Below are 22,480 nucleotides of genomic sequence, written 5' to 3'. Positions count from 1 at the left end.
CTGAAGTCCTTGATTGTCCACGGTTTTGTAGCGAGTTTGTATCGCCCGTGCACAGTCCACTGACAGGGCAGGGGCCATGTGCTAGAGTCCACGCATTCTGATACACCAGCATACCAACAGGGACAATAATGGAAACACCAGCCAAGCCAGATTCGAACCTTGACCCAGCCCTGCGCCGCCCCAAAAGCCGCCGCTCGAAGATCATCGGCGGCGTGATCGCCGTGGCGGCAATGGCAGGGTTGGGCGGACTGGCCTGGTATCTCACGCACCAGCCGGCAGCGCCCATGCCGGGCGCGCCTGCTGCCGGTCCCGGTGGTCCGGGCGCCGGTGGTCCTGGCGGCGCCGGTGGTAATCGTCGCGGCGCGCCCGCCACCACGGTAGGCGTGGCCACGGCTGAAAAGGCCGACATCCCGGTCACGCTCGAAGCGCTGGGTACGGTCACTGCCGCCGCCACCGCCACGGTGCGCCCGCAGGTGTCCGGCATTCTGCAAAAAGTGCTGTTCAAGGAAGGCCAGATGGTCAAGGCCGGCCAGGTGCTGGCGCAGATCGATCCGCGCCAGTTCGAAATGTCGCTGCTGCAGGCCAGCGGCCAGCGCCAGCGCGACGAAGCGCAGCTGGACAATGCCAAGCTCACGCTCGAGCGCTACAACACCCTGCTGAAACAGGACTCGATCGCGCGCCAGGACGTCGACACCCAGGCCGCGCTGGTCAAGCAGCTCGAAGGCACCGTCATGACCGACCGTGCAGCCGAAGGCACGGCCAAGCTCAATCTGGGCTACACCAAGGTGATCGCGCCGATCACCGGCCGCGTGGGCCTGCGCGTGGTCGATATCGGCAACCTGGTCGGCTCCGGCGACGCCACCGGCATCGCCGTGATCACGCAGATGTCGCCGATCGACGTGGAATTCGCGATCCCGCAGGACAGCGTGCCGAACCTGATGCAGCGCATTAACGAGAACGTCGCCTTGCCGGCGCTGGCGCTCGACCGCACCCGCACCAACACCCTCGACAGCGGCAAGTTTGCGGCGCTGGACAACCAGGTCGATACCCAGACCGGCACCGTCAAGGCCAAGGCTCGCTTCGGCAACGACAAATCGACGCTGTTCCCGAGCCAGTTCGTCAACGTGCGGCTGGAACTGCGCACCATCAAGGACGCCGTCATAGTGCCGGTGAACGCCGTGCGCCACGGCGCCAAGGGCGATTTCGTCTGGGTGCTCAAGGAAGACAAGACCGTCACCATGCGCAGCATCACGCGCGGTGAGGCCACGGTCGATAAAGTGCAGATCGCCAGCGGCTTGCAGGCCGGCGAAAAAGTCATCACCGAGGGCGCCGACCGCCTGAAAGAAGGCGCCAAGGTGACCTTGCCCGGTACCGGTCCTGGCGCCGGCACTGGCCACCGCCAGGGCGCCAAGGCGGCCGACGGCACCGCGCCGGCCGGCGAACACCGCCGCCGCAAAGAACAAGCTGCGGCGCAGTAAAGGGGACTGTCGATGAGTCCATCCGCTCCCTTTATCCAGCGGCCGGTAGCGACATCGCTGCTGATGCTGGCGATCGTGCTGGCCGGCCTGGTGGGATTCAAGTTCCTGCCGCTGTCCGCGCTGCCGCAAGTCGATTTCCCCACCATCCAGGTGCAAACCCTGTACCCGGGCGGCAGTCCGGAGGTGATGGGCCAGACCGTGACCGCACCGCTGGAACGCCAGTTCGGCCAGATGTCGGGCTTGCAGCGCATGAGTTCCACCAGCGCTGCCGGCGTATCCATCATCACCCTGCAGTTCGGCCTGGGCCAGACCCTGGAAGTGGCCGAGCAGGAAGTGCAGGCGGCGATCAATGCCGGCAGCTCGCTGCTGCCGACCGATTTGCCGGCGCCACCGGTGTACGCCAAGGTCAACCCGGCCGACGCGCCGGTGCTCACGCTGGCCATTACCTCCGACACCATACCGCTGACGGAAGTGCAGAACATCGTCAACACCCGCTTGGCATTGAAGATCTCGCAGGTCTCCGGTGTGGGCCTGGTCACGCTGTCGGGCGGCCAGCGTCCGGCCGTACGCATCCAGGCCGACACCAACCTGCTGGCCTCTTACGGGCTGGGACTGGACACCGTGCGCACGGTGATCTCGTCGTCCAACTCCAACGGCGCCAAGGGCAGTTTCGACGGTCCCACCCGCGCCTACACCATCAACGCCAACGACCAGCTGGTCACGGCCAAGAATTACCAGGACCTGGTCCTGACCTACAAGAACGGCGCCCCGGTGCGCCTGTCCGACGTGGCGCAGGTGGTCGACAGCGCCGAGAACGTGGAACTGGGCGCCTGGGCCGGCTCGCAGAACAACATCAGGCAGGCCATCATCCTCAACGTCCAGCGCCAGCCGGGCGCCAACGTGATCGCCACCGTGGACGCCATCAAGGCGCGCCTGCCGGAACTGGAAGCGGGCCTGCCGGGCGCGATCAAGGTCGAGGTGCTGAGCGACCGCACCACCGGCATCCGCGCCTCGGTCAAGCACGTGGGCATGGAGCTGCTGCTGGCCGTGGTGCTGGTGGTGCTGGTGATCTTCGCCTTTTTGCACAGTATCCGCGCCACCATCATCGCCAGCCTGTCGGTACCGATCTCGCTGATCGGCACCTGCGGGGTGATGTATTTGCTCGGCTATAGCCTGAACAACCTGTCGCTGATGGCGCTGACGATTGCCACCGGCTTCGTCGTCGATGATGCCATCGTCATGATCGAAAACATCGCCCGCTATATCGAGGAGGGCGACGCGCCGATGCCGGCCGCGCTGCGCGGCGCCAAGCAGATCGGCTTTACCATCATCTCGCTGACCGTCTCCCTCATTGCGGTGCTGATTCCGCTGCTGTTCATGGGCGACGTGGTGGGCCGCCTGTTCCGCGAGTTTGCCATGGCGCTGGCGATCACCATTCTGATTTCGGCGGTGGTGTCGCTCACCTTGGTGCCGATGATGTCGGCGCGCTGGCTCAAAGCCCATGGCGAGGAAAAGCCGAGCCGCTTCGCCATCCGCTTCCAGCACTTCTTCGACTGGGTGGTCGGTCATTACGACCGCTCGCTGACCTGGGTGATCGCGCGCAGCGGCCTGACGCTGCTGGTCGCACTGGGCACCATGCTGCTCACCGTGCTGCTGTACATCGCCATTCCCAAGGGCCTGTTCCCGACCCAGGACACCGGCCAGTTGCAGGCGCGCCTGGAAACCGGCAAGGCCGTCTCGTACGCGCGCATGGCCGACCTGCAGCAGCAGGCCGCGCGCGTCATCCTCGACGATCCGGCCGTGGAAACGCTGAGCTCCGTGGTGGGCGTGGACGCCGCCAACAACAGCATGCTCCATACCGGCAGCATGCTGATCAACCTGAAGCACGACCGCAGCGGCAAGCCGCAGGACATCATGGACCGCCTGCGCAACCGCGTGGCGCAGATTCCCGGCATGACGCTGTACCTGCAACCGACGCAGGACTTGACCATCGATGCAGAATCGGGACCCACCCAGTTCCGCGTCTCGGTCGAGGGCGCCGACAACGCCACCGTCAACGAGTGGGCCACCAAGCTCGCCGAGCAGATGCGCACCAGGAAAGAGCTGCGCAACGTGGTGTCCGACGTGGGCGCCAGCGCCAACGCGGCCTACATTTCGATCGACCGCGACACCGCGTCGCGGCTCTCGGTCACTGCCGCCTCGATCGACGACGCGCTCTACAGCGCGTTCGGCCAGCGCATCGTCTCCACCATCTTCACCGAGACCAACCAGTACCGCGTGATCCTGGAAGCGAAGAACGATTCCATCACGTCGCCGCAGGACCTGATCAACCTGCAGCTGCGCACCGGCTCGGGCAAGGCCACGCCGCTGTCGGCGGTGGCCACCATCAGCGAGCGTCCGGCGCCGTTGCAGGTCACCCACGTGGCGCAGTACCCGGCCACCACGCTCGGTTTCGACACCGCCAGCGGCGTCTCGCTCGGCACCGCAGTGGACTCGATCCGCCAGGCCGCCGCCGACATCAAGTTCCCGCCATCGGTGACCCTGACCTTCCTTGGCGCCTCGGGCGCGTACCAGAATTCGCTGTCCAACCAGCTGTGGCTGATTTTGGCGGCCGTGGTGTGCGTGTACATCGTGCTCGGCGTGCTGTACGAGAGCTATGTCCACCCGCTGACGATTCTGTCCACCTTGCCGTCGGCCGGCGTGGGCGCGCTGCTGGCGCTGATGATCACCGGCCAGGACCTGGGCGTGATCGGCATTATCGGCATCATCCTCCTGATCGGCATCGTCAAGAAGAACGCCATCATGATGATCGATTTTGCCATCGAGGCGGAGCGCGAAGGCGGCAAGTCGCCGCGTGACGCCATCCACCAGGCTGCGCTGCTGCGCTTCCGTCCCATCATCATGACCACGCTGGCGGCGCTGTTCGCGGCCGTGCCGCTGATGCTGGGCTGGGGGGAGGGCGCCGAACTGCGCCGGCCACTGGGCCTGGCCATCTTCGGCGGCCTGATCGTCAGCCAGATGCTCACGCTGTTTACCACGCCGGTGATCTATCTGGCCTTCGACAGCCTGGGGCGCCGTTTCGGCGGCGGGCGCTCCGGCGGCCAGGCGGGGCGCAAGCAGGAAGAGTCGTACCCGGTCGAAGGCGGTGCGCTGTGAACCTGTCGTCACCGTTCGTCAAGCGACCGATCGCCACCGTCCTGCTGACGATCGGCCTGGCGCTGGCCGGCATCGGCGCGTTCTTCGTGCTGCCGGTGGCGCCGCTGCCGCAGGTGGACTTCCCGGTGATCTCGGTCTCTGCCAGCCTGCCCGGCGCCAGTCCTTCGACCATGGCGTCGAGCGTGGCCACGCCGCTCGAGCGGCACCTCGGCGTGATCGCCGGGGTCAACGAAATGACTTCGAATTCGAGCACCGGCAGTACCAACGTCACGCTGCAATTCGACCTCAATCGCAACGTCGATTCGGTGGCGCGCGAGGTGCAGGCGGCGATCAACGCCAGCCGGGTCGATCTGCCGGCCACGCTGCGCAGCAATCCCACGTACCGCAAGGCCAATACTTCCGGCTCGCCGGTGATGATCCTGGCGCTGACGTCCAAGACCCGCACTCCGGGCCAGATCTACGATGCGGTGTCCAACGTGGTGGTGCAGCGCCTGTCGCAGGTGGAAGGCATCGGCGACGTGGAACTGGGCGGCGGTTCGCTGCCGGCGGTGCGGGTGGAACTCAATCCATACACGCTCAACAAGATGGGCCTGTCGATGGAGGACGTGCGGGCCGCCATCCAGGCCACCAACGCCAACCGCCCGCGCGGCGCCATCCAGGGCGACGGCCGCCGGCTGCAAATCTATACTGAATCGGTGAACGGCGAGGGTGGCCGCAGCGCCGCCAACTACCGCAACCTGGTGGTGGGCTGGCGCGACGGCACCGCCATCCGCCTGCAGGACGTCGCCGAAGTGGTTGACGGCGTGGAAGACCAGAACAACCTGGGCCTGTTCAACGGCCAGCCGGCCATTATCGTGCTGCTGCGCCCCCAGGCCGGCGCCAACGTCATCGAGACCGTGGACAGCGTGCGCGCCCAGTTGCCGGCCTTGCAGGCGCAGCTGCCCCCTGACGTGACGGTGTCGGTCGCCAGCGACAGCACCAACTCGATCCGGTCCTCGCTGCACGAGATCGAGATCACGCTGATCATCTCGATCCTGCTGGTGGTGCTGGTGGTAAGCGCCTTCCTGCGCAACCTGCGCGCCACCATCATTCCGGCAGTGGCCACCATCGTCTCGCTGCTGGGCACTTTCGGCGTGATGTATTTGCTGGGCTTTTCACTCAATAACCTGTCGCTGATGGCGTTGACGGTGGCCACCGGCTTCGTGGTCGATGACGCCATCGTGGTGCTGGAAAATACCACCCGCCACATCGAGGCCGGCATGGACCGCATGACGGCCGCGCTGCTCGGTGCGCGCGAAGTGGGCTTCACGGTACTCTCCATCAGCCTGTCGCTGATTGCGGTGTTCATTCCGCTGCTGTTCATGGGCGGCCAGTTCGGCGCCTTGTTCAAGGAGTTTGCCGTGACCCTGTCGGCGGCGGTGATGATTTCGCTGGTGGTCTCGCTCACTACTACGCCGATGATGTGCGCTTGGCTGCTCAAGGCCGACCAGCACACGGTCAAGCCGGGCCGTTTGGCGCGCGTGTTCGAGCGCGGTTTCGACCGCATCCTGAAGGGCTACGAGCATGGCCTGGACTGGGCCTTGCACAGCGTGTGGCTGGTGATGCTGGGATTGCTGTTCGTGGTGGGCCTGAACTTCTACCTGTTTGCGGCCATCCCCAAGGGCGGCTTCCCGCAGCAGGACACGGGCCAGATCAACGGCGGCATCCGCGCCGACCAGAGCATCTCGTTCCAGGCCATGCAAGGCAAGCTGCGCCAGCTGGTCAATATCATCAAGGATGATCCGGACGTGGCCACTGTAGTGGGCTTCACCGGTGGTCGGCGCGCCGGCGGCGGCTTCATGTTCATCAACCTGAAGCCCGCCAACGAGCGCACCGTGGCCGGCAACGCCGTGCTGGCGCGCCTGCGGCCCAAGCTGGCCAAGGTGACCGGCGTGACCCTGTTCTTGAGTCCCGTGCAGGACTTGCGCTCGGGCGGGCGTTCCGCCAACGCCAACTACCAGTACACGCTCAAGAGCGACAACCAGGCCGACCTGAAAAAATGGGCCACGCGCCTGGCCGAGGCCATGAAAACCCAGCCGGGCATGATCGACGTCGACAGCGACCAGGCCGAAAATGGCGTGGAAACCTATGTTACGGTGGACAAGGACAGCGCCTCGCGGCTGGGCATCACGTCGAAGGATATCGACAATGCGCTGTACAACAGCTTCGGCCAGCGCCAGGTGGCGACCATCTACGATGAGGTCAACCAGTACCACGTGATCATGGAGGTTGCGCGCGAGTACAGCCGCAGTCCCGAGGCGCTCAAGGATGTGTATGTACCGTCGAAAGGGCTGCCGTCGCCCACGGCGTCCAACCCGAGCGGCGCCCCCACTGCCACCACCACGACCACTTCCGCCAGCGGCGCCACCACCACCACGGCCAGCAGCACCGGCCTGGCGGCCAATGTCTCGGCGCCGGCGGTGCGCGACGCCTCGTCCGGTTCGGCGCTGAGCACGTCGGCCACCACCATGGTGCCGCTGTCGTCGGTGGCGAAGTTTGCCGAGAGCTCCACTGCCACTTCGATCAACCACCAGGACGGCGAACTGGCCACGACCATCGCCTTCAATCTGGTGGAGGGCGTGAGCCTGTCCGATGCGACCGTGCAGATTGCCGCCGCCGAAGCGGCGATCGGCCTGCCCAACAATGTGCGTGGCAGCTTCCAGGGTTCGGCCAAGAGCGCCCAGGACAGCAACAAGGCGCTGCCGCTGCTGATCCTGGCCGCCATCGTGGTGATCTACATCGTGCTGGGCATCCTGTACGAAAGCCTGGTGCACCCGGTGACCGTGCTCACCACCTTGCCGTCGGCAGGCGTGGGCGCGGTGCTGGCGCTGTTGCTGTTCAAGATGGAGTTCTCGACCATCGCCCTGATTGGGATCTTCCTGTTGATCGGCATCGTCAAGAAGAACGCCATTTTGATCATCGACTTCGCGCTGGAGGCCGAACGCTCGCGCGGACTGTCGCCTTTGGAAGCCGTGCGCGAGGCATGTTTGCTGCGCTTCCGGCCGATCCTGATGACTACCGTGGCTGCCGCGCTGGGCGCGCTGCCGCTGGCAATCGGCTTTGGCGAAGGCTCCGAGCTGCGCCGCCCGCTGGGCGTGACCATCGTCGGCGGCCTGATCGCCAGCCAGCTGCTGACCCTGTTCACCACGCCGGTGGTCTACATCCTGATGGACAAGCTGCGTCGCCGCAGCCCGTCCGAACAACAACTGAGCAGAATCCACGGCGAGCAGGCAACTGCGGCGCCGACCACACCATGAGCACACACGCATTCACGTTCCGTCCTTCGATCATCGTCCTGGCCCTGATGTCGGCGCTGCTGGCAAGCGGCTGCGCGGTCGGTCCCGCCTACCAGCTGCCGGCCACCCCGAGCCCCGCCGCTTTCAAGGAAACCGCGCCGGCCGCCGAGAAAGTGGCTGCCGGCTGGACCGAGGCCGCGCCGGCCGACATGCTCGAACGCGGCCCGTGGTGGCAGCTGTTCGGCGACGAGCAACTGAACCAGATGGCCGCCAGCGTGGAAGTGACCAACCAGAACGTGGCGGTGGCCGCTGCCAACTACGCGCAGGCGCGGGCGCTGGTGGCCGAGCAGCGCGCGGCGCTGTTCCCGGTGGTGGACCTCTCCGCCAGCGCCAACCGTTCCGGTGGCGGCGGCGACACCCGCACCGCCAATGCCTACCGCACCAGCATCGGCGCCAGCTGGGAGCCGGACGTGTGGGGCAAGCTGCGCGCGGGCGCCAGCAGCGCCGAAGCCAGCCTGCAAGGCAGCGCCGCCGACCTGGCCGCCGCGCGCCTGGCCGCGCAAGGCGAACTGGCCACCAACTACCTGTCGCTGCGCATGACCGACGCCCAGAAGGAACTGCTCGACGCCACCACCGAGGGCTACGAGCGGGTACTGCAAATTACCCAGAACCGTTTCGATGCGGGCGTCACCGCCAAATCGGACCTGTTGCAGGCGCAAACCCAGCTGGCCAATGCCCGCATCGACCAGGTCACGCTGGTGCGCCAGCGCGCAGTGCTCGAACACGCGATCGCGGTCCTGCTGGGCAAGGCCGCCAGCGACTTTGCCATTGCCCCCGCCAAGTGGGCCGTGGTGGTGCCCGATGTGCCGACCGGTGTGCCCTCGACCCTGCTGCAGCGCCGGCCCGACATCGCCGCTGCCGAGCGCCGCGTGGCCGTGGCCAACGCGCAGATCGGCATTGCGCGCGCCGCCTATTTTCCGAGCCTGACTTTGAGCGGTTCGTACGGCTTCGGTTCCAGCGCTACCGGCGGCTTGTTCAACGCCTCGAACAGCCTGTGGTCGCTGGGCCTGTCGGCGGCGCAAACGCTGTTCGACGCCGGCGCCATCAAGGCGCGCGTGGCTGGTGCCGAAGCCTCGCGCGATGCCGCCATCGCCAGCTACCGCCAGACTGTGCTGACCGCGTTTGCTGACGTGGAAAACCAGCTCTCGGCCACGCGCGCATTGGCGCAGCAGCTCGAACTGCGCCGCGCCGCGTCGGAAGCGGCCGACCAGGTGGAGGCGCAAATGCTCAACCGCTACCGCGCCGGCCAGGTTAACTATACCGAGGTGGTGACAGCGCAGAGCACCGCGCTCAACGCGCGCCGGTCGCTGATCCAGGCCCAGGGCGACCGCCAGACCACGGCGGTGGCGCTGATCCAGTCACTGGGCGGCGGGTGGCACGTGGCCGCTCAATAGCAATCTGATAGCGGCATGACTGTGTAATGGTGCGGGTGTGGGGAAGATGGAGCGCGATGCGCGAGACGCGAAGACGCTTTGCTATAATCTTATTGCAAGATATGCTTTTTCGCCACATCGACACCGCTTCCGGATTTCAACATGACGCCATCCAGTGATGTCCCCGACGCCCAGGCTGCGCCAGGCCGCGTGGACGGGCCCCTGCCTGCGCGGGTTCATGCTGCCGGTGTGCCGGTAGTTGGCATCGGCGCCTCGGCCGGCGGCTTCGATCCGATCTGCGAATTCCTCGCCAGCGTGCCGCCTGCCAGCGGGTTCGCTTACGTCGTTGTACAGCACCATGCGCCGGCGTTGCCGTCCATCCTGCCGCAACTGCTGCAACGCGTCACCGGCATGCCGGTGACGGAGCTGGTCCATGGCATGCCGGTGGAAACGGACCGCGTGTACGTAGCGCCGGCCGGTGGCGGCTGCGGCTTCGACGGTCACTGTTTTACCGTGCAACCACCCGACGGCCCTGCTGCCGGCCGCCATCCGATCGACAGTTTTTTTCGTGCCCTGGCCAGTTACGCAGGGGAGTCGGCCGTGGGTATTGCCTTGTCCGGCACAGGCGCCGACGGCACCATCGGTCTGGCGGCATTGCGCGATGCGGGTGGCCTGACCATGGCGCAGTTGCCGTCTTCGGCGCGCTACGATCCCATGCCGGCCAGTGCGATCGCGGCGCAGGCGGTCGATATCGTCGCGCTGCCGGGCGAGATGGCGGCACAGGTGGCCGACTGGCGTCGTCGCAGGGGCGATCGCGGCGCCGGCGCGTTGCCGGTGCAGGCCAGCGACCAGCGCGCGGCCTTGCAGCAAATGTTCCAGTTGCTGCTCCAGCAAACCGGCGCCAACTTCGCCGACTACAAGCTCAGTACCGTGATGCGCCGCATCGACCGGCGCATGAAGCTGCGCCAGTGCGCCACCCTGCCCGACTACGTGCGCTGGATGGCGGACAACCCGATTGAAGTGGAACTGCTGTTCAAGGAATTGCTGATCGGCGTGACCAGCTTTTTCCGCGATGCGCCGGTGTGGGATTACCTTGGCGAATACGCGCTGCCGCGCTTGCTCGAGCAGCACCCGGAAGGGGCCGCGTTCAAGGCCTGGGTGCCCGCCTGTTCCACCGGAGAGGAAGCCTACTCGCTGGCGATCGTGTTCGACGAAGTGCTCGAACGCCTGCGGCCGACCGCGCGCTTCACGCTGCAGATCTTTGCCACCGACCTCGATGGCGACGCCATCGATCGCGCCCGCCAGGGGCTGTTTGGTCATGCCATTGCCGGGGATATCTCGGCGGAACGTCTGCGTCGTTACTTCGCCCCGGCCGACAAGGGCAGTTACCGCATCCGCAAGGACCTGCGCGGCTCCATTATTTTCGCGCGCCAGAACGTGATCTCCGATCCACCATTCACCAAGCTCGATATCCTGTGCTGCCGCAACCTGCTGATTTATTTTACGCCGCGCCTGCAGACGCAGCTGATACCACTGTTCCATTACGCCCTCAGGCCCAACGCCTTGCTGGTATTGGGCAGCGCCGATACGCCGGGGCGCTTTCATGAACTGTTTGCGCCGCTGGCCGGCACCAGCCGCGTCTACCGGAGGCTCGATGCCGACCCCGGGCGCGTGACCAGCTACTTTCCCACACGGGTCGCCAATGTGGCGTTGCCCCCCATACACCAGATTGGTCACGCTTCCATGAAAGAAAACCTGCAAACCCAGGTTGAGCAACTGCTGTTGCGCAAGCACTCGCCGGCCGCAGTGCTGCTCAACGCCCACGGCGACATTCTCTATATCCATGGCCGCACCGGCGCCTTCCTCGAGCCGGCTGCCGGCAAGGCCAACTGGAATATTCACGCCATGGCCCGGGACGGCTTGCGCCACGAACTGGCAGCACTGCTGCAAAACGCTACCCAGTCCGACCAGATGGTCGAAGTCCGTGGCCTGGTCCAGCATGACGCAGGCGGACGGCCGGAAAGCGCGCTCGATCTCACTGCGGAGGCGATGCCGCATTCTGGCCCGCTGGCCGGCACGATTATGGTCACCTTTGCCAGTCATGCACTGCCGCCGCAGAAGCGGCGCGCGCGCGCATCGCCGCCGCTGGTACAGGAGCTGGAACAGCAACTGGCACAGGCGCGACTGGAAATCCAGGCCGTGCGCGACGAGATGCAGGCCTCGCGCGAAGAGCTCAAGTCGGCCAACGAAGAACTGCAATCGACCAACGAAGAGCTGCAATCGACCAACGAGGAGCTGACCACCTCCAAGGAGGAAATGCAGTCGCTCAACGAGGAGCTGTACACCGTCAACGCCGAGCTGCAATCGAAGGTGGACGACCTGTCGCTGATCAATGGCGACATGAAAAATCTGCTTAACAGCACCGATATCGCCACCATCTTCCTCGACAGTGCGCTGCGCATTCGCCGCTTCACCGACCAGGCCACACGCATTTACAAGCTCATTGCCACCGATGTCCAGCGCCCGCTCAGCGACATCGCCAACGACCTCGATTACCCGGAGCTCGAAGCGGATGCCGACGGCGTGCTGCGTACGCTGGTGGTATGCGAGAAGCACGTGCCCACTCGCAGCGGCGGCTGGTACACGGTGCGCATCATGCCCTACCGGACGGTGGACAATGTGATCGATGGCGTGGTGGTCACCTTCATCAACATCACCGAAGCGAAGCAGCTGGAGTCGCAATTGCGGTCGATGCAAGACGGCGCGGTGTGACATGAAGAAAACGCCGCGCCAGTTGCTGGACGCCGACCAGTTGCGCGAAGCTGCCGAGCAGGCGGTGACGGCGATGGGGGCCGGTAGCCCGCAACTGCCATCGAGTGTCGACAGCGACGCCTTGCGCCACTGGCACGAGCTGCAAGTGAGCCAGGTCGAGCTCGACATGCAGAACCTGGCGCTGATCGAGATGCAGTCGGAGCGCGATGAGGCCGAAGCAGGGCGCGAGCGCTACGCGGAGCTGTACGACCAGGCTCCCGTTGGTTACCTGTCGCTCGATGCAAAAGGCGGCATTACGCGCGCCAACCTGGCCGCCGGCGAGCTGCTCGGACTGCCGCGCGATGCGCTGCCCGGTCGGCGCTTCGAACAGTTCGTAGCGCCGACAGCCCAGGTCCTGCTGCGGCGTTTTCTCGACGGGATGCTCGAACACGGTCAGCGCGGCACGCTCGAGTTACCGCTATTGAGTTCGCGCGGCCCAAATATGGGCGAGGGCCGCCAGGTTCACCTTGACGTCAATCTCGATCCTGCCGCCGCCAAGTTCCGTGTCATTCTCACCGATATCGGCAGCGATCGTGCACGCGAGTCAGCCCGTCGACGCGCATTCGAGGTTCTTGACCACATGGGGGAAGGCGTGATCGTGTGCGATGCCAACGGCGACATTGTCTTCGTCAACCGCGCTTTCACGATGATCACCGGTTACCCGGTGGAAGAAGCGCTGGGCCGCAATCCCCGCTTCCTTGGCCGGCCTGGCGCCCACCCGCCCGGCTTCCATGCGGAATCGCTGCGGCGCCTGCGCGAGGATGGCAAATGGCAGGGCGACGTGTACAACCGCAGGCGTGACGGTACCCCCTGGACCGCCAGCATGTCGCTCACCGTGATCCACGACGAACAAGGCGCCATCGGCCGCTTCATCGGTGTGTTTTCCGATGTGACGGCGCGGCGTCGCGTCGATGCCGACCTGCTGGCGCTGTCGCGCGACCTCGACGCGCGGGTGGCTGCGCGCACCGCCGAACTGACCGCCGCCAACCGCCTGCTGACCATGGAGATCGCCGAGCGCAAGCGTACCGAGGCCGCGCTGCACCAGTCGCGCGAACAGCTGCGCAAGCTGGCGGTGCACCTCGAGACGGTCAAGGAAGAGGAGCGCAAGCGTATCGCGCGCGATATCCACGACGAGCTGGGACAGAACCTGCTGGCGCTGCGCATCGATATTTCGCTGCTGGTGGCCCGCAGCAGCACACGCCAGCCGCGCCTGCACCGGCGGGCCCAGGGCGCGCTCGACCAGCTCGATAGCACGATCCGCAGCGTGCGCGGCATCATGAATGACTTGCGGCCGGCGGTACTGGACCTGGGCTTGCAAGCCGGGTTGGAGTGGCAGGTGGCCGAGTTCCGCAAGCGTAGCGGCCTGACCTGCGACCTGTCGCTGCCTCCCGAAGGTGCTTTCGCGGTGATCGGACCGGAGGTGGAGATCGTGCTGTTCCGCAGCCTGCAGGAGGCGCTGACCAACGTGCGCCGCCATGCGCAGGCCAGCTACGTGGCTGTCGCGCTCAGGGTGCATGAAGGGCGCCTCACCTTCAGCGTGGCCGACAACGGCATCGGCATGGCGCCGGAAGAACGCGCCAAGAGCGACTCGTTCGGCTTGATCGGCATGGCGCAGCGGGTGCAGGCGCTGGGCGGCCACCTGGAGGTGGCGCCGTACCTGGCCGGCGGCGGTTGCCGGCTCACCTTGAGCCTCGACCTGGTATGGAGCTGAGGCGGGAAAAGGAATATACTGCCGCTGACTTTCAACCAGGGGCTCAATCTTGTTAAAAAAACTCGCAATGTCTGTCGCCATGATCTGCGCGGCAGCCACGTCGGCGCGTGCCGACGAAGGGCAATGGCAGCCATACCAGCTGCCGCAGCTGAAATCCGAACTCAAGAAGATCGGTATCGCCATCCCCGCCGAAAAACTGGCCGACCTCTCGAAGCACCCGATGAGCGCCATCGTCTCGCTGGGCGGCTGCTCGGCGTCGTTCGTCTCCAACGCTGGCCTGGTGGTCACCAACCACCACTGCGCGTACGGCGCCATCCAGCGCAACTCGAGCCCTGAACACAATTACATCGAAAACGGCTTCCTCGCCAAAACCCGCGCCGAAGAACTGCCGGGCGGCCCGAACACGCTGGTGTACGTGACCGACAAGGTGGAAAACGTCACCGCGCGCGTGCTCAAGGGCGTCACGCCCGCCATGACCGGCAAGCAGCGCCACGACGCAGTTGAAAAAGCCATCAAGGCGTTGATCGCCGAATGCGAGAGCAGTGGTAGCGTTGGAGCTTACCGTTGCTCGGTGCCGGCCTTCCATCGCGGCCTCGAATACTATCGCATCCGCCAGATGATGATCCGCGACGTGCGCCTGGTGTACGCGCCGGCCGACATGATCGGCAACTTCGGCGGCGATATCGACAACTACGAATGGCCGCGCCAGGGGGGCGACTACTCGTTCCTGCGCGCCTACGTGGGCAAGGACGGCCGTCCGGCCGATCCGTCGCCGGACAACGTGCCGTATCAATCGAAAGACTTCCTGGTGGTGTCGGCCGCCGGTTTGAAAAACGGCGACCCGGTGCTGCTGGCCGGCTACCCCGGCCGCACCAGCCGCTACAAGCTGCCGTCTGAAGTGCGCGCCGCGCGCGACGTCACTTTCCCGCAGCGCGTGGCCGAAATCCAGGCCGACCTCGACGTCATCGCTGCGGCCACAAAAGGCAAGCCGGCCGACGAAGTGCGTTACGCCAGCGTGGCCAAGAGCCTCAATAACGTGATGAAAAAGGCGCAGGGCCTGTCCGACGGCTTCGCCCGCAAGGACATCGCCGCCATCAAGGATGCGCAGGACGCCGAATTCCGCGCCTGGTATGCCAAACAGCCGGGCAAGTCGCCGCAACTGCTGGCCGAACTCGATACCGTGATCGCTGCCGACATCGCGCTGTCCGACGAGGAATTCGGCCACGGCGTGGCGTTCAACAGCGACCTGCTGAAAAGCGCAGCCACCCTGGTGCGCCTGGCCAGCGAAGGCGCCAAGCCCGATGCCGAGCGCGAAGTGGGCTACCAGCAGCGCGACCAGAACATGATCCGCGCGCGCCTGAACCGCCTGGAGCAGTCGTACGTGGCCGGCGTGGACCAGGCGCGCTTTGCCGCCGCCCTGCAACGCTACGCCAAACTGCCCAAGTCCCTGCACGTGCAAGGCCTGGACGCCTTGTTGCCAGCGGCCGACGCAGTGCCGGCGCTGTACGCCAATACCCGGCTGGGCGACACCGCCACGCGCGTGGGCTGGATGGGCAAGGATGCCGCCGCCCTCAAGGCTTCCGGCGACGCCTTCCTGCAACTGGCCTTGAAACTCGACGGCGTAACGCAGTCGCTCAAGGACCGCCGCGCCGAACTCGATGGCAACCTGGAACGGGTGATCCCGCAGTACATGGCAGCCGTGATCGCGTGGAAGAAATCGCAGGGCAAGCCGGTGTACCCGGACGCCAACTCCACGCTGCGCGTGACCTATGGCACCGTGGCGCCGTACTCGCCGGCCGACGGCATCACCAAGGGGCCATTCACCACCGTGCAAGGCATCGTCCAGAAGCATACCGGCAAGGACCCGTTCAACGCGCCGCAAAAGCTGCTCGACGCGATCAAGGCCAAGCGCTACGGCCAGTTCAAGGATCCGGTCCTGGGTACGGTGCCGGTGGACTTCCTCACCAGCGCCGACACCACCGGCGGCAACTCCGGCTCGGCGGTGATGAACCGTAACGGTGAGCTGATCGGTCTGAATTTCGACTCCACCTACGAATCGATCACCAAGGACTGGTATTTCGATCCCGAGATCACCCGCGCCATCCACATGGATATCCGGTATATGCTGTGGATCATGACGGAGGTGGACCATGCCGACAACCTGCTGCAGGAAATGACCATCAAGTATCCAACCAAAGCCGCGAAGTAAGCCATGCACGCATTGACAGTCCTGCTCGGGTATATGAACCTGCCATTGCACCTGGCGGTGTTTGTCACGACTCCGCTCGAGCTGCTGTCGTTCGTGCTGGCGGTGGTCACGGTGTGGCTCAACATCCGCCAGAGCCACTGGGCCTGGCTGTTCGCCATCGTCTCGTCGGCCACGTATGCGATGGTGTTCTTCGGCTCACGCCTGTACGGCGACATGGGCTTGCAGTTCGTGTTCATCGCGGTATCGGTCTACGGCTGGCGCCAGTGGTTGCGCGGTGACGATCACCACGGGCGGCACGCGGAGTTGCCGGTCACCGCGCTCGATGCGCGCGGGCGCTGGCTGGCCGCCGGTGGCTGGCTGGTGGGCTTCCTGGTGCTGGCGCTGTTCCTCAAGACCTGGACCGATACCGACGTGCCGCTCTCGGACGGTTTTCTCACTGCCGGCAGCCTGGTGGGACAGCTCCTGCTGTCGCGTAAAAAAGTGGAGAACTGGCACGTGTGGATCATCGTCGATGTGCTGTACGTGGGCCTGTACCTGCACAAGCACCTGATGCTCACCGCGATCCTGTACGCGATCTTTGTCGGCATGGCGATCGTGGGCCTGCGCACGTGGCAGCAGTCGGCAGGCATGCCGACCGGCGGCGGTGGCGGTGGCAACGATGGTGGCGGCAGGCGCCTGGTGCTCGAGTGAATGCTGAAGTGAAGGTCGCCATCCTGGGCGCCGCGTCGTCCGGCAAGACCACGCTGGCGGCGGCCCTGGCGCGCGACCACGGCACCGTGTGGGTGCCCGAGTATTTACGCGAGTTCGTCGATACCGAAGCGCGCGTGCCGGTGGCGCAGGACCAGATACACATCGCCCGCACCCAGCGCGCGCGCGAAGACGCGGCCATGCCGCTGGCGCGCCGATACCTCTTTTGCGACACCACGCCGTTGATGACGGCCGTGTACAGCCGCCACTATTTTCACGGCATCGACGCCGAGCTGGAACTGCTGGCCAACCGTCACCGGCGCGACTATGCCATCACATTGGTGACCGCGTCCGATATTCCCTGGCAGGCCGACGGCCTGCAACGCGAATCAGAGCAGGTGAGCGTGACCATCAACACCATGCTGATGGAAGAACTGTCCAGGCGCGCCATTCCCTACTTGCTGCTCACCGGCACCCTCGCAGAACGCCTGGCCCAAGCCAACCGCCACCTGCCTTAGTATTACCCAGTTCGGGGTCAGTGCCGACATTTGGACACGAGTCCATCAATATGATGACCATTGCCGCTGGATTAAGTTCAAAAATGTCCGAATGTCGGCACTGACCCCGAAGTGTTAGAAGTCGAATTGGGCCGAGATGCGGCCGGTGCGGGAGGCGCCGGGGATCAGGTAGCCGCCCAGGTCCGGCGTGACATCGCGCCAGTAGAACTTGTCGAAGGCGTTGTCGATGCCGGCGCGTACGGTGGTGGCCACGCCGCCGATGCGGGTGGAGTAGGCCGCCGCGAAATTCATCAGGTGATACTTCGGCACGAACACCGTGTTCTCTGCATCGAACGCCTTCTTGCCCGAGTACTGCCAGTTGGCGCTCACGTTCAGCCCCTGCACCTGCGGCACCGCGTAGTCGGCAAACACCGACGACTTGAACGCCGCCACGTTGGTCACGCGCTTGCCGTCCAGGCTGGCCAGGCCGGTGCCGCTCTGTTCGGTGTTGAGCGCGGTGGCCGTGATGCCCACCGTGAGCTCACGCGTGGCGCGGCCGTTCAGGCCCATTTCCAGGCCGCGATTTTGCGCCTCGCCATTGCGCACGAACATATTGGACGCGTTGTCGACATACTCGAGGCCCTTGCGGATCTGGAACAGCGCCAGCGTGGCACTGAGGTCGTTGCGGATGTCGGCTTTGACGCCCAGTTCCACCTGTTTCGATTTTGCCGGTTCCAGCGCCTGCCGTTCGTTGAGAGCTCCCTTGGGCGCCACGCCGCCATGCTCGAGACCTTGCGCGTACGAGGTGTAGAGCGAGACGTTGGGACGCAGGCTATACACCAGCGCCACGCTCGGCAGCCAGAAGCCGGCGTCGGTCAGGGCATTGGGCTGGATCACGCCGGCGTCGTTTTCACCGACGTACTGGTTGCGGCGTACCTGGACGTAGCGCGCACCCGCATGCAGCTTCAGTTGTTCGGTCAGGCTGACGATGTCCTGGGCGAACAGCGAGCGCTCGTTGGTGTAGCGGCGCTCGGACACCGGGCCGCTGGTGCCTGGCGCTGGCGGCACCACCACCGGCTTGTAGATATTGCTCACGCCCGAATAATCGTACAGGTCGTCGCCCCATTTTTCGCGGTTGCGCATCAGCGAGCTGCCGAACGTCACCTCGTGCGTCATCGCGCCGCCGTTAAAGCGGCCCTGCAACAGCGCCTGCACCGTCAGCGGCGACTTCTTCTCGCCTTTGCTGATGTAGTTATAGACGTCGTAATCGCCGTCGCCGCAGAAGCCGGGGAACAGTTCCTGGGCGCTGCAGCCGTACGGGAAGGCCGTGTAGTCATCGCGCTTGAAGGTGTTCTGGTTGGCGCTGACGGTCGCTTTCCACTCGGGCGAGAACGTGTATTCGAAACGGGCGCCGATATTGCTGCTGATGGTTTCCACCGGGCGCGACCACGGCTGGTCGTTGAGCATGGTGTCGGCGTCGATCACCGGCAGCGTGGTGTTGTTGAGCAGCTGGAAGCCGGGGGCGGTGAGCTGCGACTTGCGCTGGTAATCGGCATCGATTTGCAGCAGCGCCTGCGGCGAGATGCGCCAGTCGAACGCGCCCGAGATGAACTTGCGGTTGCCGTCGGCGCCCTTGACGATCGAGCGCAGGCGCTCGGCCGCGACGTTGACGCGGTAGCCAAAGCGGGTATCTTCGAACCGGCCACCGACATCGGCCGCGCCGTACAGCGTGCCGCGCTCGCGGGTTTCCAGCACCACCATCCGGATCGGGTTGTCGGTGGGGCGCTTGGTCACGTAGTTGAGCACACCGCCGGGTGCTGATACGCCGGCCTGCAGGCCCGACAGGCCTTTGAGCACTTCCAGCCGTTCCTTGTTTTCCAGCGCGATCTGGGTGTCGCCGGCGATCGTCATGCCGTCCTTGCGGTAGCTGCTGGCGTTATCGAGCTTGAAGCCGCGGATCGAAAACTGTTCGGCATAGCCGACCGCATTGTAGGCGTCGGACAGGCTGGCGTCGTAGCGGGCGGCGTCGGTGGTCGAGCGGATCTGCAGGTCCAGCATCTGCTGCGACGTGATCACGTTGAGCGAGGCCGGAGTGCTCAGCAGCGAGGCGTTGGAAAAGCCGCCGATCGAGGCGGTGCTGGCGCGCGCTTTGACGGCGCTGACGACGACTTCAGGCAATGGCTGATCGGCTTCCTCGGCCATGGCGGCGCCGGCAAAGGAATTGAGCACCGCCAGGGCGATGACGGATACGGCGAAATGTGGTGTGGACATGATGGCTGCTCTCTACGTGTTCGGCTGGGCGCCGCGAGGAGAGACATCAAAGGAGGGGAGGGCCGACTTTTGCGCTTTCCTTCGCTGGCATTATCCAGATCAGGTACGAAGGGTATCTCTCACCCGGAAAACGATTCCAGGACCCCTAGCGAAACCGGAGTGTAACACAATCGTCATCATTAAAAACCCGCAAAGCGAGGCTGCATGCGCGATTGTGACGCCTGCGCCACGCGTGCGCCACACTTGGCGCGCCGCCGCTACACTGCCACTTTTGCGCCGCGAGGCGCCAGCGCGGCGGGCTCTGCCAGGCAATAGCAAGGTCTGCCGCGTGTGTAGCGAAAGGATGGGAATGAGGCAGTCGTATCAAGAGGGTAGTTTTTTCGCCGTGCCGTTGCTCAGCGGTGGTTACGGCGCCGGCCTGGTGGCGCGCTTGTCGCCGGGCAGCAAGATCATGCTGGCCTATCTGTTCGGTCCGAAGCAGGACGGCCTGCCGGACCTGGCGCGGCTTAAAACATTGACTGCGCAAGACGCCATCAAGGTGCTGCGGGTAGGCGACATGGCGCTGGTGAGCGGCCACTGGCGCGTGCTTGGCGAGCTCGACGCCTTCGATGCGGCCCAGTGGCCCATGCCGCAGTTCCTGCGCCGTGCCGATGCCTTGAAACGCGCCTGGCGCGTCACCTATGCCAGCAACGATCCGGCGCGCTCGGAACGCGAGGAATCGGTCCCGTACGAAACCGTCGGCTTCGAGGCCGACTCGCTGTACGGTTATGGTTCGGCCGAGCTGCTGCTCACCAAGCTGCTGGCCGGCGCCGAGCAGCCGTCCCAGCGTCATTCAGTGTAAGCGCGCTAGCCGGTACAGCTGACATTCCACGCCGTGTATTCGCCGCCGCTTTTACGCACGGCCACCCGCGCCACCGCGTGGCGGTCGCTTTCGAAAACCATGCCCAGCATCAGCGGTGCGCCGGCAACCGGCGCCGCCGGTTCCAGCGCGGCCAGCCGGTACGTCAGCGCGCGATACGGTGCGCACTGCGAATGACCGGCAAACAGCAGGCGCGCGCGGCCCAGCAAATCGCGGTGCTGGCGCAGCAGCGCCACGGCATCGACGTCCGCCACCTTCGGGTCTTGCAAGGTGGTGTAGCGCGCGGCCGCGCACGGCACGGTGGGCGTGGCCAGCCACACGTACCAGCGCTGCGGCTCGGCCGCGTCCTGCCAGCGCTCACCCTCGGGCGCCTTGGCGTTATAGATGAAACTCGAGCGGATTTGCCGGCACAGGTCGGGGTGCGAGCGGCGCGGCGCCGAATCCATGCGCGCAATCACGCGCGACGGCTTGCCGGCGCTCTCGCGGTCGATCTCGAAGGCGGGGGCGAACAGCGGCCGCGTGGCCCACGGCCCCTGCGGCACGGCGGCCTGGCGCGCGCTGAAAAAGGCCTCGAACGATGCGCGTTCTTCGGTGGTCGGTTCGCGCTGCTGCGCGACCTGGGCAGGTTTGGCCGCCTTGGCGGCACCCGCGGAACCGCACAGTGCACCGCTCGCCAGCACTGCGGCAATCAGTAAAACTTTTCTCATGCTGCTTTCATCACGATCTGGATGGAAAGGCCGCCACCGTCGCGGTTGCGCACCGTCAGTTCTGCGCCATGGCGCTGCATCACCCGGTCCACGATGGCCAGTCCCAGGCCGGCGCCGTTGGCCTGGCCACGCGCCGTATCGAGCCGGGTAAACGGTTTGAGCAGTTGTGCGATCTGGTCGTCGGGCACGCCGGGGCCGTGGTCCTGCACCTCGATCGTTACCCGCTTGGCCGCACCGGCACCCTTGACGCTGCAGGCGATATCGATTTCCGTGATGTCCTGGCCCGGCGTTTTGCCGTAGCGACGGGCGTTTTCCACCAGGTTGTTGATCACGCGTTTGAGGTCGGTGGCGTTGCCCATGGCATGCGCGTCCGGCGCGATGTCGGTCTTGACGCGCACGTCGGGCATGCGCCCGGCGTCGTGCGCGACATCGGCAACGAGCTCGCTGATATCGACGTCGATGAAGCTCGACTTCTCGGTGGGGCGCGCATAGTCGAGGAACTGGCCGATGATGGCGTCCATCTGGCCGATGTCGGACTGGATGCCCTCGCGCGCATCATCGGACAGGTTGGCCATTTCCACTTCGAGCTGCATGCGCGCCAGCGGCGTTCGCAGGTCGTGGGAAATGCCGGCCAGAATTACCGCACGGTCCGACTCCACCTGCTGCAACTGCAGCACCATGTGGTTGAACGAGCGGTTCGCTTCGAGGATTTCGTTCGGACCGGTTTCGGGCAGCGGGTCGGGGCGCATGCCTTGTGCAAAGGCGCGCGTGGCCTTGGTCAGGCGCCGCAGCGGCAGGTTGACCAGGCTGGAAATGAGCGCCGCGCCAAGCAGCGAAATCAGCGACACCACGCTGGCCCAACCGAGCCACTGGATGCCGGTAAGACCACGGATGCGCTCCCGCTCGAGCATCAGCCAGTACTGGTCGTCGTCGATCTTGAACGACACCCAGAAACCGGAGACGCCATTAACCTTGGACGAAAAGCGCGTGTCCTGCCCCAGCTTGGCGCGCACCAGCTTTTGAATGTCGGGCATGAGGGCGTTGTCGGGCGGCGGATCGACCTGGTCGTCGGCCTCCAGCGTAAACACCCGGATACCTTCGTTGGAGACCAGGTCGAACAGCAGCTCGCGCCGCAGCTCCGGCGCCGAGTGGGTGAGAGCGGCGTGGGTGATGGTCACTACCGACACCACCTGGGCCGAGATCTGCTGCACCTGCGGGTCGTGCTGGACCACGCTGATCATGCCCACCCACGCCGTCATGCTGGTGGTGGTGAGGGCGCCGAGCAGGATGAAGGTACGCCAGAACAAACCGCTTTTCAGGCTGGCGAGACGGAGCGTGAACAACCGTTTGAACGGTGACTTCGACTTGGACTTCATGCGCTAGCCC

Annotated in this window: 13 protein-coding genes and 1 riboswitch; of the genes, 10 read left to right on the top strand and 3 right to left on the bottom strand. The window is 65.4% G+C overall.

Annotated elements, in window-relative coordinates; all coding sequences use genetic code 11:
- Positions 1 to 128: 128 nt before the first annotated feature.
- The 9 genes from J2X54_RS11080 to J2X54_RS11040 all read left to right on the top strand — a co-directional run bounded on the left by J2X54_RS11080 (position 129) and on the right by J2X54_RS11040 (position 17,278).
- On the top strand, positions 129 to 1,478 hold the full coding sequence (locus J2X54_RS11080) for an MdtA/MuxA family multidrug efflux RND transporter periplasmic adaptor subunit (protein WP_310180632.1): 1,350 nt from the start codon (positions 129 to 131) through the stop codon (positions 1,476 to 1,478).
- Positions 1,479 to 1,490: 12 nt separating this feature from the next.
- Positions 1,491 to 4,634: an efflux RND transporter permease subunit gene (locus tag J2X54_RS11075; protein WP_310180631.1), complete on the top strand. Its 3,144-nt coding sequence runs from the start codon at positions 1,491 to 1,493 to the stop codon at positions 4,632 to 4,634.
- Positions 4,631 to 7,930 (top strand): efflux RND transporter permease subunit, encoded by a 3,300-nt coding sequence (locus J2X54_RS11070; RefSeq protein WP_070250150.1) that lies wholly within the window; start codon positions 4,631 to 4,633, stop codon positions 7,928 to 7,930. Before J2X54_RS11075 ends, J2X54_RS11070 begins: the two co-directional genes overlap by 4 nt.
- Positions 7,927 to 9,363, top strand: coding sequence for an efflux transporter outer membrane subunit (locus tag J2X54_RS11065; protein ID WP_310180629.1), 1,437 nt, complete (start codon positions 7,927 to 7,929; stop codon positions 9,361 to 9,363). Before J2X54_RS11070 ends, J2X54_RS11065 begins: the two co-directional genes overlap by 4 nt.
- Before the next feature lie 141 nt (positions 9,364 to 9,504).
- A complete protein-coding gene (locus J2X54_RS11060; RefSeq protein WP_310180626.1) occupies positions 9,505 to 12,114 on the top strand; it encodes a CheR family methyltransferase in 2,610 nt (869 codons plus the stop codon).
- A gap of 1 nt (position 12,115) precedes the next feature.
- A complete protein-coding gene (locus J2X54_RS11055) occupies positions 12,116 to 13,864 on the top strand; it encodes a PAS domain S-box protein (RefSeq protein ID WP_310180625.1) in 1,749 nt (582 codons plus the stop codon).
- 67 nt (positions 13,865 to 13,931) lie between these two features.
- Entirely contained in the window at positions 13,932 to 16,073 is a 2,142-nt protein-coding gene (locus tag J2X54_RS11050) for a S46 family peptidase (RefSeq protein ID WP_310180623.1), read from the top strand.
- 33 nt (positions 16,074 to 16,106) lie between these two features.
- Entirely contained in the window at positions 16,107 to 16,763 is a 657-nt protein-coding gene (gene pnuC, locus J2X54_RS11045; RefSeq protein ID WP_070250142.1) for a nicotinamide riboside transporter PnuC, read from the top strand.
- Positions 16,760 to 17,278 (top strand): ATP-binding protein, encoded by a 519-nt coding sequence (locus tag J2X54_RS11040; protein ID WP_310180620.1) that lies wholly within the window; start codon positions 16,760 to 16,762, stop codon positions 17,276 to 17,278. The genes pnuC and J2X54_RS11040 overlap by 4 nt, the downstream gene beginning before the upstream one ends.
- A gap of 114 nt (positions 17,279 to 17,392) precedes the next feature.
- Here J2X54_RS11040 and J2X54_RS11035 read toward each other — a convergent pair whose 3' ends face one another.
- Positions 17,393 to 19,528: a TonB-dependent siderophore receptor gene (locus tag J2X54_RS11035; protein WP_310180619.1), complete on the bottom strand. Its 2,136-nt coding sequence runs from the start codon at positions 19,526 to 19,528 to the stop codon at positions 17,393 to 17,395.
- A 59-nt stretch (positions 19,529 to 19,587) separates the two neighbouring features.
- Positions 19,588 to 19,685: riboswitch (TPP riboswitch) on the bottom strand.
- Between the two features lie 192 nt (positions 19,686 to 19,877).
- Here J2X54_RS11035 and J2X54_RS11030 point away from each other — a divergent pair.
- The gene (locus tag J2X54_RS11030; protein WP_070250136.1) at positions 19,878 to 20,369 is read left to right on the top strand and encodes an Imm26 family immunity protein; all 492 of its coding nucleotides are present in this window, start codon (positions 19,878 to 19,880) and stop codon (positions 20,367 to 20,369) included.
- 5 nt (positions 20,370 to 20,374) lie between these two features.
- Here J2X54_RS11030 and J2X54_RS11025 read toward each other — a convergent pair whose 3' ends face one another.
- The gene (locus J2X54_RS11025) at positions 20,375 to 21,094 is read right to left on the bottom strand and encodes a hypothetical protein (protein WP_310180617.1); all 720 of its coding nucleotides are present in this window, start codon (positions 21,092 to 21,094) and stop codon (positions 20,375 to 20,377) included.
- Positions 21,091 to 22,470, bottom strand: a complete 1,380-nt coding sequence (locus J2X54_RS11020; RefSeq protein ID WP_070250131.1) for a sensor histidine kinase — start codon at positions 22,468 to 22,470, stop codon at positions 21,091 to 21,093. Before J2X54_RS11020 ends, J2X54_RS11025 begins: the two co-directional genes overlap by 4 nt.
- Positions 22,471 to 22,480 lie beyond the last annotated feature (10 nt).

Source organism: Duganella sp. 3397, assembly GCF_031456625.1.
In the GTDB taxonomy this organism is placed as follows: Bacteria; Pseudomonadota; Gammaproteobacteria; order Burkholderiales; family Burkholderiaceae_D; genus Rugamonas; species Rugamonas phyllosphaerae.
Note: the sequence above shows the minus strand (reverse complement) of the source record. Positions and strands in the feature narration are given on the sequence as shown.